Below are 17,457 nucleotides of genomic sequence, written 5' to 3'. Positions count from 1 at the left end.
GGCGCGACGCCTGGTGGCCGCCGCCCGCGCGGCCCGCGACTCCGCCACGACCTGACGCGACGGGTCCCGTGAGCGGGTCGCCGATCCGCTCACCGACCGGACACCGGACGGGAGGCGCGTGGCGGGGCCCGCCACGCGCCTCCCGTCCGACGGGCGGCCGGTCTGGTGCGTCTCCTGGGCCGGACGTCGTGACCGTTCCGTAGGCTCGCCTGCGTGACCACGGAACGCGTCGACGTCCTCGTCGTCGGCGGTGGCCCCGTCGGCCTGTTCGCTGCCGCACTGCTCGCCGCGCGGGGCGTCCGCGTCGCCGTCTGGGAACGGCGCGACGCGCCGCCCGTCGGCTCGCGCGCGATCGGGATCCACCCACCGTCGCTCGACGCCTTCGCAGCGGTCGGACTCGACACCGCGGTGCTCGCCGAGGCCGTGCTCGTCCGGACCGGCGTGGCCCGGAGCCGCGGGCGAACCCTCGGGACGCTGTCGTTCGACCGCGCGTCGGCGACGCACCCGTACGTCGCCACGCTCGACCAGCACCGCACCGAGACGCTCCTGCGCAAGCGGCTCGCGCCGGGCGTCCTGCGGACCGGAACGAGCGTGACCGGTCTGGACCGGCAGCGGACGCACGTCCGCGCCCACGGCACCGGACCGGGCGGCGAGCCCGTCGCGGTCGAGGCCGCGTTCGTCGTCGGCGCCGACGGCGCCCGGAGCGCCGTGCGCGACCTGCTCGGCGTCGGCACGACCGGGCGGGACTACCGCGACCGCTACGTGATGGGCGACTTCGCCGACCCGGAGCCGGCCGACGCCCGCTCGGCGGCGCTCGTCGACGTCGGGCCGGACGGCGTGGTCGAGTCGTTCCCACTGCCCCACGGTCGACGACGGTACGTCGCCCTCGTGCCGGAGGACGTCGCGCCGGCGGCGGCCGGAGGTGCACCGGACCCGGCGACGGCCGCGCGGCTCGCCGCGATCGTCGCGGAGCGGACGGGCGCGACCCCCGACCCCGCGACCTGCACGATGACGAGCGGGTTCCGCGTCCGGCGCCGTGCTGCCACACGGGTCGGCGTCGGCCGCGTGGTGCTCGTCGGCGACGCCGCGCACGAGATCAGCCCCATCGGCGGGCAGGGCATGAACCTCGGGTGGCTCGACGTCGCCGACCTGGCGCCGGTGCTCGCCGACGCGGTCGCCTCGGGGTCCGCCGGGCCCTGGCCGGGCTACGCACGACGGCGCCAGCGGGCAGCGCGGCGGGCGGGGCGACAGGCCGAGGCGAACATGGCGCTCGGTCGGCCGACGGGAGCCCTCGGCGCCTCGGGGCGGGAGGCGCTGCTCCGCGCGGTGCTGGCGCTCCCGACGGCCGAGGGGCTGGCGGGCGTCTACGCCATGCGCTGGGCCTGAGGGGGGTCGGGCGGTCGGGTCGCGCGGGCGATCGGGTCGCGTTCTCCGGCGGTCGGTCCGGGCGGTCGTCGCGGGCGTCGACCGGGGTCAGGCGACGAGTCGGGCGCCCGCCACGCCGAGCTCGACGACGAGCACGAGCGAGGACGCGATGACGAGCCGGAACAGTGCCCGGGTGGGCCGTCCGGCGAACACGAGCCGGATGCCGACCACGGCGAGCACGACGACCACGGCCGCCCCGACGACCGCGAGCACCACCCCGGCCCCTCGTGCCGGGTCGTCGCCGCCCAGCTGACCGCCGAGCACCAGGGCGGCGGCCACGACGAGCGCCGCGAACGCGAGCGTGCCGGCACCGCGGAGCCCCAGACGGTGCGGGAAGCCCCGTACCCCGGTGGCCGCGTCGTCGAGCAGGTCGGGCAGCACGTTGGTGCAGTGGATCGCGACGCCGAACACCGCGCCGGTGGCGATCGCCCACCACGTCGGCCACGCACCGCCACCGGCCGCCACCGCCACGACCGGCAGCAGACCGAACGCCACGACGAAGGGCGCGACCGACCAGACCGTCCGCTTCAGCCCGGCGTCGTACGCCCACCCCGCGGCCACGAGCACGACGTGCGCGAGTGCGGCGACCGGGCCGAGGAACAGGCTCACGACGACCGCCACCGCCGCGGTGACGAACGCCGCGGTCCGGACGGTCGACACCGCGACCAGCCCGCGGGCGACCGGCTTGTCGCTCCGGCCGACGGCGCGGTCGCGGTCGGCGTCGATCCAGTCGTTCGCCAGTCCGATCGAGAGCTGCCCGGCCACGACGGCGAGTGCGACGACGGCCACGAGCCACCACGGGTGCCCGACGGCGGCGGCGATCACGGCGGCGAGGACGGTCACCGTGACGGTCGGGCCGGGGTGCGACGACGCGAACAGCAGGCGGAGGGTCGAGGGCCGTCGGGTGTCGCTCACACCCGTGAGCGTACGGGTTCGACATTGGCCCCGAACTCTGGATATATCAGTGTTGCACTCCAGCACGTGCTCACGGAAGCTTCGAACGGAGCCGGCACGGTGCCGACCCGGGAAGGACGACTCGATGCGACTCGAGCTGCACCACACCACCATCCTCGCCAGCGCGGCGACCGTCGCGATCGCCGCATCCGCGGTGGTCGCCTCGCCGGCAACGGCCTCTGCGCGGACACCGGCCGAGCCCCCGCGGCTGGCAGAACGCACCGTGCAGGCGCTGTACGACGCGACCGACCCGCGGACGCACGTCTTCGACGGGGGCGCGGCGCGCGCTTCCGGGGTCGAGGCCGGACTCGTCGACGACTACGCCACGGGTTTCGCCGCCACCGGCGGATCCGTCCGCGGCGCTACGGTCGACAGCGCACGGCTCTCGTCCCTCCGCGCGGCAGGCGACGTCCGAGCGTGCTCCGGTCGGACGCGCTCCGACTACACCGGGGCCCAGCTGAACGTCTACCTGAGCAGTTGCAACACGAACCGGTTGCTCGCGGTCATCGGAGGGGGAACCGGCGTCGTCGGGACCATCGCCGGCATCCTCGCACCCACGGGGCTCGGGGCTGCTGCTGCAGGCGCCCTCGCCGGGGTCCTCGCCGTCGCCGGTGCGTTCCTCGGTGTGTGCGCCGCGAAGGGACGTGGGACGGTCATCCACAACATCCCACCGTCGACCATCACCTGGTGCAACTCGCAGTGACGACCGGACGCGAGAGAGGCCACCGCGACGGGTACCTCGTCACTTTGCTCGCCGTGCTCATCGGGGCGGGGGCCGGTGCCGCCCTCTCCCTGGCCGCGGTCGCGGGATGGGCGTTGCCCGCGGATGACCCCCTGTCCCTCCGGCTGGCACGGACGAGCGTCGCACTTGCGGCGGTCCCGGTCGTCTGCGCCGCCGCGCTCATCGTGGTCACGGCGAGGAGGAACCGCGGCGGACCGGTCGACGGCTCCGGGCGCTGATCGCACGATCGAGCAGCACGACGGGAACGGCCCGCGCCGCGTCGGAGACGACGGGGCGCGGGCCGGTGTGCTGCGGTGGTCAGGCCGCGGGGATGAGACCGTTCGGGTTGAGGACGTACTTCGTCGCCGCGCCCTTGTCGAACTCCTCGTAGCCGCGCGGGGCCTCGTCGAGGCCGATGGGCTTCGCGTTGACGTTCTTCGCGATGCTCGTGCGGTCGTGCAGGATCGCCATCATGAGCTGCCGGTTGTACTTCATCACCGGGCACTGTCCGGTCGTGAAGGACAGCGACTTCGCCCAACCGGTGCCGAGGCTGAGGGACAGCGCACCCTTCTGGGCGGCCTCGTCGACGCCGCCCGGGTCACCCGTGACGTAGAGCCCGGGGATGCCGAGGGCACCACCGGCCGCCGTCACGTCCATCAGCGAGTTGAGCACCGTCGCCGGGGCCTCGTGGCCCGAGCCGGAGCCGTGGCCCTTCGCCTCGAAGCCGACGGCGTCGATGCCGCAGTCGACCAGCGGCTCGCCGAGGATCTGGTCGATCTGGTCGGCCGGGTCGCCCTTCGTCAGGTCGACGGTCTCGCAGCCGAAGGTCCGGGCCTGCGCGAGCCGGTCGGCGTTCATGTCACCGACGATGACGACGCTCGCGCCGAGCAGCATCGCACCGGTGGCGGCAGCGAGACCGACCGGCCCGGCACCCGCGACGTAGACCGTCGAGCCGACCTCGACGCCGGCGGTCACCGCGCCGTGGAAGCCGGTCGGGAAGATGTCCGACAGCATCGCGAGGTCGAGGATCTTCTCGAGCGCCTGGTCGCGGTCCGGGAACTTCAGCAGGTTCCAGTCGGCGTACGGCACGAGCACGTACTCGGCCTGGCCGCCGACCCAGCCGCCCATGTCGACGTAGCCGTAGGCGCTGCCCGGACGGTCCGGGTTGACGTTGAGGCAGATGCCGGTCTTGCGCTCCTTGCAGTTGCGACAGCGGCCACAGGCGATGTTGAAGGGCACGGAGACGATGTCGCCGACCTTGATGAACTCGACGTCCGACCCGACCTCGACGACCTCGCCGGTGATCTCGTGCCCGAGCACGAGGTCGGTCGGTGCCGTCGTGCGCCCGCGGACCATGTGCTGGTCGCTGCCGCAGATGTTCGTCGCCACGGTGCGCAGGATCGCCCCGTGGTTGACCTTGCGTCCGACGTTCGCCGGGTTGACGCCGGGTCCGTCCTTGAGTTCGAAGGTCGGGTACTCGGTCTCGATGACCTCGACCTTCCCCGGTCCCTGGTACGCGACTGCGTGGTTGCTCGCCATGTGATCCTCCTCGATCGTCGGCGGCGGTGACACCCGCGGGTGCGGGCGTCGGGTGTGTGGCCCGTCGGCGCGCAGCAGTGCCGGACGCCGGAGGGCCACCGCTCAGGACACCGCGGCTCCGCTCACGGCGCTCCCGCGGTGCGGCTCCTCGACGACGGAGGCGGCGTCGGGCACCGGGTCGGATCGAACCCTGGTCCCCGTCCTGGTGGACACGTCCATGCCTGGTCCTCACTTGCGTCGTTGCGTCGTGGGATCCCGTCTGCGTCGGCGGTTGCTCGGACTGTACCGGGGCGACCCGGACGCGACAAGCACCGCGTGCGACGACCGGATGAGCGTCCGCGGAGGAACGGCCGTCCGACCGCAGGGCGTCCCTACCGGGCGCAGTCGACGAGACGCTTCTCGTACCACCGGTCCGAGTACGGCTCGTCGTTGAACGGGTCGACGCGTCCGTAGCCACGGCGCTCGTACATCGCACACGCCTCGGCGAGTTCCGCCCTGGTGTCGAGCCGGACCACGTCGATCCTGCGCGCTCGGCACGCCGCTTCGACGGTGTCGAGCAGCACCGTGCCGACTCCCCGTCCACGGTGCGTCGGACGGGTGAACACCTTCGTGAGCTCGCCGACACCGGAGCGGTACCGGACACCCGCACAACCGACCGCGTGACCGTCCTCCATCGCGACGAAGAACGCCCCGGTCGTTCCACGCAGGTCGTCGGACGGCTCGTCGGCACGTGCCCGCTCGACCTCGTCGTCCGTGGCCGACCGCCCGTACCACCGCGACGCGACCTCGGTCGTGTACGCCCTGATGACCTCCTGGGCGGCCGGCTCGTCCGGGTCCGCGATCACGATCGTCAGCACGAGGAGAGCGTAGGACGGTGCGACGATGGCGGGGTGGACGACCTCACCGAACCGGCACTCGTGCCCGAGCTGCTCGTGCGCGACCTCGACCGCAGCATCGCCTTCTGGTGCGGGCTCTGCGGCTTCGCCGTACGGTACGACCGCCCGCAGGAGCGCTTCGCCTACCTCGTGCGGGGAACCGCGCACGTGATGCTCGAGCAGGCCGGGGTCGGTCGCAACTGGCTGACGGGCCCGCTCGACGCCCCGCTGGGCCGCGGCGTGAACTTCCAGGTCGCCGTCCCGGACAGCGCCGCCCTCGCCCGACGGCTCACCGCGGCCGGGATCCCGCTCTTCACGGAGCCCGAGACGACCTGGTACGACGTGGGCGACGAGCAGGCGGGCGTCCACCAGTTCCTCGTGCAGGACCCGGACGGCTACCTGCTGCGCTTCCAGTCCTCGATCGGCCGGCGACCCGCCGGATCGGCCTCGACGCCGACACCGTGATCGGCGGCGGCACCTGCGAAGATGCTGCCGTGCGGTGGGGTGACAGCGGACTGGACGCGGCGCAGGTCGCGTTCGTCGAGCGGGTGCTGCCCGGTTCTGTGGTCGTGACGGACGACTCGTGGGGTCTGCTCGACACCCGGGTGCTGCACGTCCGGAGCTCCCACGGCGACCACACGGTGAAGGCATGCGGCCCGGACAACACGCACTTCCCCCGCGAACTGCTCGCCCACCGCTCGTGGACCGGCGAGCTGGTCCGGCACGGCGACACCGCTCCGCTGACGCACGCCGACGTCGAGGCCCGCGTCCTCGTCATCGACCGCATCCCCGGTCGCCTCGCCCTCGGCACCGACGACGAGACGTCGTCGGACCTCCATCGTCAGGCGGGCCGGATCCTCCGTCGGTTCCACGACCAGACGGCGATCACCGACCCGGACCACCTGGCCGTCGAGACCGCGAAGGCGCTCCGCCTGCTCGATGCCCCGCACCGGATCGACCCCGCCACGGTCCGACGCGTCCGGTCCCTGCTCCGGTCGGCCGAGCCGCACCCGGTCACGGTGGTACCGACGCACGGCGACTGGCACCCCCGGAACTGGATCGTGCACGAGGACCGCCTGCACGTCATCGACTTCGGGCGCTTCGCCCTCCGCCCGGCGGCGACGGACCTCACCCGGCTCGCCGTCCTGTACTGGGAGCGGAAGCCGCGGCTCGAACAGGCGTTCATCGAGGGCTACGGCGACGATCCGCGCGAGGCGGACGACTGGCGGTGGCTGCAACTGCGGGAGGCGGTGGGGACGGCCGTGTGGGCGTTCGCCGTCGGTGACCCGGCGTTCGAGGCGCAGGGCCAGCGGATGCTGCGGGCTGCCCTCAGCGCGTTCTGACGGCCGGGTCCGTCGCCGCGACGGACGGCACGACCCGCCGTCGCCCGCGCAGCACCCCGGACGCCAACGCGATCCCGAGCAGCACCACCAGCCCACCCACGGGCTCGTTCCACCGCAGCGGCTCCCCGAGCACGAGGACCCCGAGCGCCACCCCGACCACCGGCGTCAGGTAGGTCACGGTCGAAGCGCGCCCCGCGCCCCACGCGCCGACCAAGCGCGTGTTCCACGCGTAGGCCAGCCCCGTGCCCACCGCACCGAGCGCCACCATCGCGGCCACGATCCTCCAGTCCAGGTCCACCGGCCCGGTCGCGATGACCGGCGCGACCAGCAGCATGAGCAGCGCCGCCAGGGTGAGCTGCACCGTCGCGACCGTCGTCGGGTCCTGCCCGCTGCCGACGCCGAAGCGCCGGAGCCAGGCCAGTCCGATGCCGTAGGACGCGGTCATGCCGAGCAGTGCGACCTGGCCGGGGACGGTGGCGAGCACGGCGGGGTCGCCGACCAGGTCCCACGGACCGACGAGCACGAGGACGCCCGCGATCCCCAGCACGACGCCGCCGAGCTGGCGGCGGCTGAGCCGTTCCGACGGCACCAGCACCGCGAGCGCGAGGAGCGTCATGATCGGCGTCGTGGCGTTGTAGATGCTCGCCAGGCCCGACGGCACGGTCTGCTCGGCCCACGCCATGAGCGAGGACGGGACGGCGTTGAGGAACACCGCGACGACGAACAGGTGCCCCCAGACGCGCCGCTCGCGCGGCCACCGTCGACGGGTTGCGAGCAGCACCACGACGAGCGTGAGGGCTCCGAGGACCGTGCGGACGGTGGCGACCTGCTGCGGGGCGAGCCCCTCGAGCCCGATCTTCGCGAAGAAGAAGCTCGAGCCCCAGGTGAGGGCGACCAGGACGTAGAGGAGGGCGTTCACGAGCGCTAGCATCGACCACCGCCGGGTCATGTGTCGAACGAATGACCCGCATGACCCCATGAAGGAGCCGCATGACGCTCTCCGTCCCCCAGCTCCGCGCGTTCGTCGCCACGGTGGACGCCGGCTCCTTCACCGGGGCCGCCGCAGCGCTCGGTGTCGGTCAGTCGGCGGTCTCGCACGCCGTCGCGGGGCTGGAGCGCGAGGTCGGCGGACCCGTCGTCCGGCGCGGCGGCGCGGCCGTCGTCACCCCGCTCGGCGAGCGCATGCTGGCGCACGCCCGCAGCGTGGTCGCCTCCGTCGACGCCCTGGAGGCCGTGGTGCGGCCCGCCACGGCGCGCGGCACCGTGCGCCTCGCCGCCGTCCCCACGGTGTGCCAGGGCCTGCTGCCGCGGCTCCGCGAGCTGTGGGCGGTGACGCTGCCCGACGTCGACGTGCAGGTCTACGAGGGTGACGACGACGAGATGGCCGAGTGGCTCGAGGCCGGCACCGTGGACGCGGCCGTGCTCGTGGACCCGTCCCCGGTCCCCGACGGCGGCGTCGTGGTGGCGCGCGACGAGATGGGTGCGGTCGTCCGGCGGGACCACCCGCTCGCGGGGACGGCGTCGATGAGCCTGGACGACCTGCACGAGGACGGCCTGGTCGCGGGCGGCGGTGGCTGCGAGCACCAGATCGAGCGGATGCACGAGCTCGCCGGGCAGCCGTTCCGGTGGGCGCACCGGGTCCGGGAGATGAGCACGATGTTCGGGATGATCCAGCGCGGCGAGGGGGTGTCCATCGTGCCGTCGCTCGGGCGCGTGATGCTGCCGGACGACCTCGTCATGCTGCCCGTCGAGCCGCGGTACGTGCGGACGCTGGTGCTGAGCGGACCGGCGTCGCGTCCGTGGCACCCGCTGGCGCAGGCACTGGTCGACGCGGTCTGACGGTCCGCCGGTCGCTTCTTACGACCTTCGGACGATCCGCGCCGGCCCCGGTGTTCCTAGGCTCGAGGGCATGACCACGACCGCGCTCCGCCCGCCCGTGCCCGTCGCGAGCCGCGTCTGGGCCGAGACCTGGCGACTCGTGGTCGTCGTGCTCGTCGGGCTGTTCCTGTTCGCCACGGTCTGGTCGACCACGGAGGTCGACACGATCAGCGACAGCCGCCTCGGCGCGCACCTGCTCGTCGACTTCGCCGTCGGGGTCGTCGCCGTCGTCCTCGTACCGTTCCGCCACCGGGCACCGCTCCTCGTCGGCGTGCTCGTCGTCGCCGCCAGCACCGTGTCGACGCTCGCGGCCGGTGCGGCCGCGCTGGCCCTCGTGTCGCTCGTGACCCGGCGTCGGCCGCTGGAGATCGCGATCGGCAGCGCTGCGCTCGTCGCCGCGACGTTGGCCGGCGAGGACCTGTTCCCCGAGCAGGAGCCGACCCCGCTCTGGCAGGTCGCGATCGCGGCCGTCGTGTGCACCGCGCTCCTCGTGGCGGTCGGCATCGCGATCGGGCAGCGGCGGGCCCTGCTGGACGGGCTGCGCGAACGTGCCGCCCTGCTCGAGCGGGACCAGCAGCTCCGCGAGGACCGGGCCCGCGAGCAGGAGCGCGCACACCTCGCCCGGGAGATGCACGACGTGCTCGGGCACCGGCTCTCCCTCGTCGCCCTGCACGCCGGGGCGCTCGAGTACCGCGGTCGCTCGCTCTCCCCCGAGGAGACCGTCGAGGCCGCCGGCGTGGTCCGTGCCGAGGCGCACTCCGCGCTGACCGAGCTCCGCGACGTGCTCGGCGTCCTGCGTGACCCGGCCGACGCGACGACGGGCACCGCACCCCCGCAGCCGACGCTGCGAGACCTGCCGGCGCTGCTCGACGAAGCGCGCCGCTCGGGCGCCGACGTCACGGCGACGACGGCCCCGGCGAGCGCCGACGCACCGGACGCCGTCGGCCGACACGCGTACCGGGTCGTGCAGGAGGGCCTGACCAACGCCCGGCGGCACGCGGCCGGACAGCCGGTCACCGTCACGGTGGACGTCGTGCACGGGCCGGCGCTCCGGGTCCGGGTGACGAACCCGACGGCGCACCGTGCCGAGCAGGCGACGGCGACGCCCGACGCGGCGACGTCCGACGCGGCGACGCCTGACGCGGCTCCGGCGGGGCACGGCCTGCGCGGGCTGGCCGAGCGGGCGAGGCTCCTCGGCGGGTCCTTCTCGGCAGGTCGGGACGCATCCGGCACGCACGTCGTCGAGGCGGTGCTCCCGTGGACGGCGTGACCGCCCCCGTGCGCGTCGTCCTGGTCGACGACGACCACCTCGTCCGGGCCGGTCTCCGACTGCTCCTGAGCGGGGGCGACGGCATCGAGGTCGTGGGCGAGGCCGGCGACGGGCTGGAGGCCGAGGACGTCATCGCCGCGGCCGCACCGGACGTCGTGCTGATGGACATCCGCATGCCCCGGTGCGACGGCCTGGTCGCGACCGAGCGGGAACTCCGGAGGCGTCCGGAGCTCGCCGTGCTGGTGCTGACCACGTTCCAGGACGACGAGCTGGTGCTCGGCGCCCTGCACCGGGGAGCCCGCGGGTTCCTGCTCAAGGACACGCCACCGCACGAGCTCGTCGAGGCGGTCCGGGCCGTGGCCGACGGACGGTCGATCCTGTCGCCGTCCGTGCTCGACCGGGTGATCGCGGTCGCCGCCGGCAACGGCTCCGGGCCGGGCGCCGGTGCGACCCCGACCGACGGCGCACACGAACGACGGCTCCTGGCGACCCTGACCGAACGGGAGACCGAGGTCGCGCTCGCCGTGGCCGCGGGCGCCTCGAACGCGCAGATCGCCGCCGACCTGTTCGTGACCCTGGCGACCGTGAAGACGCACGTCGGGCACGTGTACGAGAAGTTCGGCGTCGACAACCGGGTGCAGCTCGCCCTGGTCGTGCACGCCGCCCGCCGGGGAGCCTGAACGCCCGACGAGCGCCGTCGGCAGGATGGGCACGTGCCCGAGATCCACGTGAAGACGTTCCGCGAACCCGACGAGGCGACCGCCGAGGCCGCCGGACTGGCCTGGCTCGCCGAGGCCGAGGAGACCGGCGGCACCCGGATCGCCCGCGTGCTCGACCACCCGGAGCCGACCGTGCTCCACCTCGAGCGCATCCGGGACGGCAGCCCGACGAAGGCCCAGGCCGAGCGCTTCGGACGGTCGCTCGCACGGACCCACGCGGCCGGTGCCGCCCACTGGGGTGCGCCGTCACCCGGGTTCCCGACGCGTGGAGGCCTGCGGATGGGCCGGTCGCGGACGCCGTTCACGAGCGCCGCCGACGCACCGGCGACCTGGGGCGCCTTCTTCGCCGAGTACCGCATCCGGGACTTCGTGCAGCGCATCGTCGACCGCGGTGGCTTCGACGCCGCCGAGGCCGCGGTGTTCGACCGCGTGGCCGACCGACTCGAGGACGGCACCCTCGGCTCGCCGCAGCCCGCGCTCGTCGATGACGCACCGGCGCGGATCCACGGCGACCTCTGGGCGGGCAACGTGCTGTGGCCGACGGACGCCTCGGAGCCGACCGGCGCCGTGCTCATCGACGCGACGCCGCACGGCGGGCACGCCGAGACCGACCTCGCGCTGCTGGCACTGTTCGGGCTCCCCCGGCTCGAGACGGTGCTCGCCGGGTACGACGCCGAGTCGCGGTTGGCGGACGGCTGGCAGGAGCGCGTCGAGCTCCACCAGCTCGCGCCGCTGCTGCTGCACGTGTTCCTGTTCGGCGGCTCGTACACCGAGCACGCACTGCGCGCTGCACGCCGCTACGCCTGAGGACCGTCCTGCGCGTGAGCACTGCTCGTCGTCCCGTTGACTTTGCGTTTACAGCGCTGTAAAACAGAGCGAGCGCGACGGAGCGCGAGAGGGAGCAACGATGGTCACCAGCAGGACGACGGCACGTGCGGCGCTCAGCCGCCGCGGGTTCCTCACGGGCGCCGCGGGCGGGATCGGCCTCGGTGCGCTGGCGCTCACCGGCTGCTCGGCGCCGTCCTCGGGCGCCGCGGCGGCGGGCGGGACGACGCTGCGCTTCTACGAGCAGAAGCAGGAGGTGATCGCCTACTTCGACGACCTCCTCCGACGGTTCGAGCGGGAGCACCGTGGCCTGCGGGTCGTCCACGACAGCACGACCGCCATCGCGCCGCAGTTCGTCCGCGGCGAGCCGGCGGACGTCGGCTGCTTCAACGACAACCTCGAGCTCGCCCGCTACATCGAGCGCGGCGTGCTCCGCGACCTCGGCGACCTGCCCTCGGCGGGCAGGGTCCGGAAGAGCATCGACGGCCTGACGAACCAGTACGCGACCTTCGAGGACCGCACCAGCGTCCTGCCCTTCTCGCTCGCCGCCGCGGGGGTCATCTACAACAAGCGGATCTTCGCCGAGCAGGACCTCCCGGTCCCGACGACCTGGAGCGAGTTCGTCGACGTCTGCACGGCACTCTCGAAGACGGACGTCACCCCCGTGTACGCGACCGACCGCGACACCTGGACGCTGTGGCAGGGCCTGTTCGACTACTCGGTGGGCAGCCTGGTCGACACCGGGGCGTTCTTCCGCAAGATGAAGGCGCTCGGCACGGACGTCGGGCCCGACGCCGAGGTCTCCTTCGAGCGCGACTTCGCCGTGCCGATGGAGCGCGCGAAGACGATCTCGACGTTCTTCAACCCGGACCACGCGACCCGCTCCTACGCCGACGGCAACCTGGCGTTCGGACAGGGCAAGGTCGCGATGTACCTGCAGGGACCGTGGGCGCTCAGCCAGATCGCGCTCGTCGACCCAGAGCTGCCCGTCGGGACCTTCGCGCTGCCGGTGTCCGACGACCCCGACGACCGGCAGGCCCGCGTCAACATCGACCTCGGGCTGTGGATCCCCACGACCACGACGCACCTCGACGAGGCGCGGGAGCTCGTCGAGTTCCTCATGCAGCCCGACGTCATCAACGCCTACAACCTCGACAACCTCGCGTTCGCGACGACCGAGGACGCGGCTCCCCAGACGGACGAGCGCGTGGCCGGCCTGCAGCAGTACGTCGACAGCGGCGACTTCTACCAGGGCGCCGGCACCTTCATCCCCACCTCCATCCCCCTCGGCAACTACCTGCAGACGGCGATCCGCAGCGGCGACTTCGAGTCGATGCTGCGGCGGCTCGACACCGACTGGCGACGCCTCGCCGGTCGTTCGGCGACGGTCTGACCGCCGCGACCCCGGCACCGCCGACCAGGACCCCAGGAGCGCTCATGACCGTCCAGACCCCGCTGACCCCCGGCACACCGGACACCGGTGGACCCCGTCCCGGTCCCGCCACCGTGGCGTCCCGCGTGCACCGACGCGTCGGCTCGCTGCGCCGCACCGAGGGCGTCTACTACCTCTTCCTCGTGCCCGCCCTCGTGCTGTTCACGGCGTTCGTCGTCGCCCCCGCGTGCGTCGGCGTCTTCTACAGCTTCACCGACTACCTCGGCTTCGGGCAGTGGCACTTCCTCGGGCTCGAGAACTACCGGGCGCTCGTGTCCGACCCGGCGATCCTCGGCTCGTACGGCTTCACCCTCGGCTTCGCCGTGGTGACGGTGATCGTCACGCAGGTGATCGCCCTGGCACTGGCCATCGCGCTGACGAAGCGCGTGCGGTTCGCGAGCGGGCTCCGCGCCGTGTTCGTGATCCCGATGGTCGTCTCCGGCATCATCGTCGCCTACGTCTTCAACTTCCTGTTCTCGAACACCCTGCCGGCCCTGGCGACCTCGGTCGGCTTCGGCCCGCTCGAGCAGAGCATCCTCGGCGACCCGGACCTCGCCTGGCTCGCGATCGTCATCGTCTCGGCGTGGCAGACGATCCCGGGTGCCCTGCTCGTCTACACGGCGGGGCTGACCTCCATCCCGACGGACGTGTACGAAGCGAGCTCGCTCGACGGCGCCGGCGCCTGGAAGCAGCTCCGGTCGATCACGCTGCCCCTGATCGGCGGCTTCATCGTCATCAACACGGTGCTCGGCGTGAAGGGCTACCTCGGCGCCTACGACGTGATCGTCGGCCTGACGAACGGCGGACCGGGCTCGGCGACGAGCAGCGTCGCGATGACCATCTTCACGGGCTTCACGAGCGGCGACTACGCCTACCAGATGGCGAACGCGACCGTCTTCTTCGTCATCACCGTCCTCATCTCGGTCCTGCAGCTCGCAGTGACCCGCGGAAGGAACCTCCGACTCGCATGAGCGCCATCGACACCCGGTCCCCCGCGACCGCCGCCGCACGCACCACGCCCGACCAGCCCCGCCGACGCCGGCTCGGTCGCGTCGACGTCCCGCTGACGATCGTCCTGGCGATCGCGTCCCTCACCGTCCTGGTCCCGCTCTACGTCACCGTCGCCATGGCGTTCAAGACGAGCGCCCAGGCCGTCGACGGCAACGCGCTGTCCCTGCCGTTCCCGTTCAACCCCGCCAGCTTCGCCGAGGCCTGGACGCTCACCCGCTTCCCGGTGTCGTTCTCGGTCTCGCTCGGCGTCGCCGCCCTCACCGTCGTCGCGACGCTGCTCCTCAGCTCGCTCGCCTCGTACGCGATCGTGCGGAACTGGCACCGCCGCTTCTTCCGCTGGTCCTTCGTCTACCTGCTCGCGGCGATGTTCCTGCCGTTCCCGGTGGTCGCCCTGCCGCAGATCAAGTTCACCGCGATGATCTCGCTCGACAGCCCGGTCGGCGTCGCGATCCTGCACGCCATGTTCCAACTGTCGTTCAGCGTGCTGCTCTACTCGGCGTTCCTGCGCTCGATCCCGGTCGAGCTCGAGGAGAGCGCACGCATCGACGGTGCCTCGACGTGGCAGATCTTCTGGCGCGTCATCCTGCCGCTGCTCGGACCGATGAACGCGACCGTCGGCATCTTCGCCTTCCTCGCCTCGTGGAACGACTTCATGATGCCGTCGCTCATCACCGCGGACCCCGGGCTGCAGACGCTGCCCGTCGTGCAGAACATCTTCCAGAGCCAGTTCGGCACGAACTACAACGTGGCGTTCGCCTCGTACCTCATGGCGATGGCCCCGACGATCGTCGTCTACCTGTTCGCGCAGCGCTGGGTGATCAGCGGCGTGACGCAGGGCGCCGTCAAGAGCTGACCCGAGCCTCCCGCACCGACACCGGCCGGAACGGCCGAGACAGGACCGAACCGACGTGCACTCCCCCACCGACGGCCCCCTGCCCACCATCCGCCCCTTCCCGGGTTCCGACCCGGTCGCCGACGGCGACGCCGTCGTGCAGGGCGACCACTGGCGGATCACCGTGCTGTGCGACGGGCTCTTCCGCATCGAGTGGAGCGACGACGGCGGCTTCGAGGACCGCGCCTCGACCTTCGCGGTGCGACGGCGCCTGCCGGTGCCCGAGTACACCGTCGTGCGGCGGGGCGACGGGGTCGAGGTGACCACGGACCGGGCCACCCTCCGGTACGACGGCCGGCCGTTCTCGGCGACCGGGCTGGTGGTCGAGACCTCGGGAGCGGACGCGAACCGGTGGCGCTGGGGCCAGGAGCCCCGCGACCTCGGCGGTACCGGCAGGACGCTCGACGACGTGGACGGGCGGATGCCGCTCGAGTCCGGTGTCCTGGCGCGCGACGGGATCGTCGCGCTCGACGACAGCGACTCGTTCCTGTTCGAGGACGACGGGTGGGTCGGCAGCCGCGTGCCGGGTCGCCGCGACGTGCACGTGTTCGCGTACGGCCGCGACTACGACGAGGCCCTCCGCGCGTTCCACGCGGTGTCGGGACCGCCGACCCGCCTGCCCCGGTGGGCGCTCGGGAACTGGTGGAGCCGCTACCACCCGTACTCGGACGAGTCGTACACGGCGCTGCTCGACCGGTTCGCCGAGGAACGCCTGCCCTTCTCGGTCGCGGTCGTCGACATGGACTGGCACCGCGTCGACTCCGTGCCGCCGCGGTTCGGCAACGGCTGGACCGGGTACTCGTGGGAGCCGTCGCTCTTCCCCGACCCGCCCGCGTTCCTGGCCGAGCTGCACCGACGCGGCATGCGGACCACGCTCAACCTGCACCCCGCCGACGGCGTGCGGGCCTTCGAGGACGCCTACCCGGCGATGGCGGCCGCGACCGGGATCGACCCCGACACCGAGCAGACGGTCGCGTTCGACCCCACCGACCCGGTCTTCCTCCGCGCGTACTTCGAGCACCTGCACCGGCCCCTCGAGGAACAGGGCGTCGACTTCTGGTGGATCGACTGGCAGCAGGGCCGCACCTCCGGCATCCCCGGTGTCGACCCGCTCTGGGTGCTCAACCACTTCCACCTGCTCGACTCGGCGCGCGACGGCGGGGCCGGCATGACCTTCTCGCGGTACGCGGGTCCGGGCAGCCACCGGTACGCGGTCGGGTTCTCGGGGGATGCCGTCGTCTCGTGGGCCTCCCTCGCTTTCCAGCCCGAGTTCACCGCCACCGCCGCGAACGTCGGGTACCCCTGGTGGAGCCACGACATCGGCGGCCACACCCGCGGGGTGCGCGACGACGAGCTCGCCACCCGCTGGGTGCAGTTCGGGGTCTTCTCGCCGATCATGCGGCTGCACTCCGCGAACAACCCGTTCATCCGCAAGGAGCCGTGGCTGTTCCCCGCGGAGCCGCGGGCCGCGATGGGCGAGGCCCTGCGCTTCCGTCACCGGCTCGTGCCCTACCTGCACACGATGAACCACCGCGCGGCCGCGGGCACCGCACTCGTCCGGCCGGTGTACCACCTCGAGCCGCACCGCGACGAGGCCTACCGGGTGCCGAACGAGTACGCCTTCGGGTCGGAGCTGCTCGTGGCGCCGATCGTCGAGCCGCGCGACCCGGTGACGCTGCGGGGGCGGGCCCGGGCCTGGCTGCCGCCGGGCACGTGGACGGACGTCTTCACGGGCACGACGTACGCGGGCGACCGGTTCGTCGACCTGCACCGCGGGCTCGACACGATCCCCGTGCTGCTCCGTGCGGGTGGGATCCTGCCGCTCGCGGCGCCGGACGAGTCGGACGCGACGGTGAACCCCGCCGCGCTCGAGGTGCTCGTCGCCCCGGGTGCCCCGGGCACGTTCACGCTCGTGGAGGACCGGGAGGAGCAGACCGGCAGCAGCACCGGCGGCAGCACCGGGACCGGGACCGGTGCGGGGCCGGACGGCGGCGTGTGCCGGACCACGCTCACGTGGGACCACGACGCTGCCGTGTTCCGGATCGACCCGGCCGAGGGCGACCTCGGCAGCGTGCCGCTCCGGCGTCGGTGGCGCGTCACGTTCCTCGGGGCGCCCGCGGCCGGGCAGGAGGTCGACGCGGTGTCGGCCGACCGGTTCTCGGTCGACCTGGACGTCGCGACGGACGCCGGCGCGGTCCTGACCCTCGCCGGGGCGCCCACCACCGGTGTCGACGCCCGCGACGCCGCACGCGAGCTCCTCGAGGGTGCCCAGGCGGGCAACGCGGAGAAGCTCACCGCGTGGGAGGTCGTCGACCGCGACGCACCCCGCGCCGACCGGATCGCCGAGCTCGAGACCGTCGGGCTGCCCGGGTCGCTGCGGAGCGCCCTGGTCGAGCTGCTCGGGAGCGTGCACCCCGGGGAGCGGTGACGGCGGCTGCTGCGCGGCTGCGCGGCAGCGGTGACGGCGGCTGCACGTCGTGCGACATCGCACGCGTCGATCGACACGTGCGATGTCGGACGATGCACGCGCACCGGGTGCGTGCGCACCGAGCGACATCCCACGCGTCGATCGA

17 protein-coding genes are annotated in these 17,457 nt (G+C 73.2%); 13 read left to right on the top strand and 4 right to left on the bottom strand.

Annotated elements, in window-relative coordinates; translation table 11 throughout:
- Window positions 1–213 precede the first annotated feature (213 nt).
- Window positions 214–1,386 carry an FAD-dependent oxidoreductase gene (locus Cus16_RS15585; protein ID WP_069713577.1) on the top strand — a complete coding sequence of 391 codons (1,173 nt, stop codon included), beginning with the start codon at window positions 214–216 and terminating at the stop codon, window positions 1,384–1,386.
- An 87-nt stretch (window positions 1,387–1,473) separates the two neighbouring features.
- Here Cus16_RS15585 and Cus16_RS15580 read toward each other — a convergent pair whose 3' ends face one another.
- Window positions 1,474–2,340, bottom strand: a complete 867-nt coding sequence (locus Cus16_RS15580) for a UbiA family prenyltransferase (protein WP_069713576.1) — start codon at window positions 2,338–2,340, stop codon at window positions 1,474–1,476.
- Window positions 2,341–2,464: 124 nt separating this feature from the next.
- Here Cus16_RS15580 and Cus16_RS15575 point away from each other — a divergent pair, with 124 nt between their 5' ends.
- Together Cus16_RS15575 and Cus16_RS15570 are read left to right on the top strand one after the other, a co-directional pair.
- On the top strand, window positions 2,465–3,082 hold the full coding sequence (locus tag Cus16_RS15575; RefSeq protein ID WP_069713575.1) for a hypothetical protein: 618 nt from the start codon (window positions 2,465–2,467) through the stop codon (window positions 3,080–3,082).
- Window positions 3,067–3,339 (top strand): hypothetical protein, encoded by a 273-nt coding sequence (locus Cus16_RS15570; RefSeq protein ID WP_141719025.1) that lies wholly within the window; start codon window positions 3,067–3,069, stop codon window positions 3,337–3,339. The genes Cus16_RS15575 and Cus16_RS15570 overlap by 16 nt, the downstream gene beginning before the upstream one ends.
- A 79-nt stretch (window positions 3,340–3,418) precedes the next feature.
- Here the strand turns inward: Cus16_RS15570 and fdhA are convergent, their stop codons facing one another.
- Together fdhA and Cus16_RS15560 are read right to left on the bottom strand one after the other, a co-directional pair.
- Window positions 3,419–4,639, bottom strand: coding sequence for a formaldehyde dehydrogenase, glutathione-independent (gene fdhA / locus Cus16_RS15565; RefSeq protein ID WP_069713573.1), 1,221 nt, complete (start codon window positions 4,637–4,639; stop codon window positions 3,419–3,421).
- A 371-nt stretch (window positions 4,640–5,010) separates the two neighbouring features.
- Window positions 5,011–5,496 (bottom strand): GNAT family N-acetyltransferase, encoded by a 486-nt coding sequence (locus Cus16_RS15560; RefSeq protein ID WP_069713572.1) that lies wholly within the window; start codon window positions 5,494–5,496, stop codon window positions 5,011–5,013.
- Between the two features lie 33 nt (window positions 5,497–5,529).
- Here Cus16_RS15560 and Cus16_RS15555 point away from each other — a divergent pair, with 33 nt between their 5' ends.
- Together Cus16_RS15555 and Cus16_RS15550 are read left to right on the top strand one after the other, a co-directional pair.
- Entirely contained in the window at window positions 5,530–5,979 is a 450-nt protein-coding gene (locus tag Cus16_RS15555; RefSeq protein WP_069713571.1) for a bleomycin resistance protein, read from the top strand.
- Window positions 5,980–6,008: 29 nt separating this feature from the next.
- Complete coding sequence (locus Cus16_RS15550) at window positions 6,009–6,857, top strand: phosphotransferase (protein WP_223246651.1); 849 nt, start codon at window positions 6,009–6,011, stop codon at window positions 6,855–6,857.
- Here the strand turns inward: Cus16_RS15550 and Cus16_RS15545 are convergent.
- Window positions 6,844–7,776: a DMT family transporter gene (locus tag Cus16_RS15545; protein ID WP_083264056.1), complete on the bottom strand. Its 933-nt coding sequence runs from the start codon at window positions 7,774–7,776 to the stop codon at window positions 6,844–6,846. The genes Cus16_RS15550 and Cus16_RS15545 overlap by 14 nt on opposite strands.
- A gap of 71 nt (window positions 7,777–7,847) precedes the next feature.
- Between Cus16_RS15545 and Cus16_RS15540 the strand changes: the two genes are divergently transcribed.
- The 8 genes from Cus16_RS15540 to Cus16_RS15505 all read left to right on the top strand — a co-directional run bounded on the left by Cus16_RS15540 (window position 7,848) and on the right by Cus16_RS15505 (window position 17,312).
- Entirely contained in the window at window positions 7,848–8,696 is an 849-nt protein-coding gene (locus Cus16_RS15540) for a LysR family transcriptional regulator (protein ID WP_069713570.1), read from the top strand.
- A gap of 70 nt (window positions 8,697–8,766) precedes the next feature.
- Window positions 8,767–10,005: a sensor histidine kinase gene (locus tag Cus16_RS15535; protein ID WP_069713569.1), complete on the top strand. Its 1,239-nt coding sequence runs from the start codon at window positions 8,767–8,769 to the stop codon at window positions 10,003–10,005.
- Window positions 9,993–10,685 carry a response regulator transcription factor gene (locus tag Cus16_RS15530; protein ID WP_083264054.1) on the top strand — a complete coding sequence of 231 codons (693 nt, stop codon included), beginning with the start codon at window positions 9,993–9,995 and terminating at the stop codon, window positions 10,683–10,685. The genes Cus16_RS15535 and Cus16_RS15530 overlap by 13 nt, the downstream gene beginning before the upstream one ends.
- A gap of 33 nt (window positions 10,686–10,718) precedes the next feature.
- Window positions 10,719–11,531, top strand: a complete 813-nt coding sequence (locus Cus16_RS15525) for a fructosamine kinase family protein (RefSeq protein WP_223246650.1) — start codon at window positions 10,719–10,721, stop codon at window positions 11,529–11,531.
- A gap of 100 nt (window positions 11,532–11,631) precedes the next feature.
- Window positions 11,632–12,942, top strand: coding sequence for an ABC transporter substrate-binding protein (locus tag Cus16_RS15520; RefSeq protein ID WP_069713568.1), 1,311 nt, complete (start codon window positions 11,632–11,634; stop codon window positions 12,940–12,942).
- Window positions 12,943–12,986: 44 nt separating this feature from the next.
- Window positions 12,987–13,952 carry a carbohydrate ABC transporter permease gene (locus Cus16_RS15515; RefSeq protein ID WP_083264053.1) on the top strand — a complete coding sequence of 322 codons (966 nt, stop codon included), beginning with the start codon at window positions 12,987–12,989 and terminating at the stop codon, window positions 13,950–13,952.
- The gene (locus tag Cus16_RS15510) at window positions 13,949–14,845 is read left to right on the top strand and encodes a carbohydrate ABC transporter permease (protein ID WP_069713567.1); all 897 of its coding nucleotides are present in this window, start codon (window positions 13,949–13,951) and stop codon (window positions 14,843–14,845) included. Before Cus16_RS15515 ends, Cus16_RS15510 begins: the two co-directional genes overlap by 4 nt.
- A 55-nt stretch (window positions 14,846–14,900) precedes the next feature.
- Window positions 14,901–17,312, top strand: coding sequence for a glycoside hydrolase family 31 protein (locus tag Cus16_RS15505; RefSeq protein ID WP_083264052.1), 2,412 nt, complete (start codon window positions 14,901–14,903; stop codon window positions 17,310–17,312).
- Window positions 17,313–17,457: the final 145 nt, after the last annotated feature.

Origin of the sequence: Curtobacterium sp. ER1/6, assembly GCF_001742745.1 — a bacterium.
GTDB lineage: Bacteria > Actinomycetota > Actinomycetes > Actinomycetales > Microbacteriaceae > Curtobacterium > Curtobacterium citri.
This window is presented reverse-complemented; position numbering and strand designations above follow the sequence as displayed.

Excerpts from the sequence above, each read along its gene's own strand:
- Cus16_RS15575 (WP_069713575.1), top strand. The coding sequence starts at position 2,465 with ATGCGACTCGAGCTGCACCACACCACCATCCTCGCCAGCGCGGCGACC.
- fdhA (WP_069713573.1), bottom strand. The coding sequence starts at position 4,639 with ATGGCGAGCAACCACGCAGTCGCGTACCAGGGACCGGGGAAGGTCGAG.
- Cus16_RS15540 (WP_069713570.1), top strand. The coding sequence starts at position 7,848 with ATGACGCTCTCCGTCCCCCAGCTCCGCGCGTTCGTCGCCACGGTGGAC.
- Cus16_RS15535 (WP_069713569.1), top strand. The coding sequence starts at position 8,767 with ATGACCACGACCGCGCTCCGCCCGCCCGTGCCCGTCGCGAGCCGCGTC.
- Cus16_RS15520 (WP_069713568.1), top strand. The coding sequence starts at position 11,632 with ATGGTCACCAGCAGGACGACGGCACGTGCGGCGCTCAGCCGCCGCGGG.
- Cus16_RS15515 (WP_083264053.1), top strand. The coding sequence starts at position 12,987 with ATGACCGTCCAGACCCCGCTGACCCCCGGCACACCGGACACCGGTGGA.
- Cus16_RS15510 (WP_069713567.1), top strand. The coding sequence starts at position 13,949 with ATGAGCGCCATCGACACCCGGTCCCCCGCGACCGCCGCCGCACGCACC.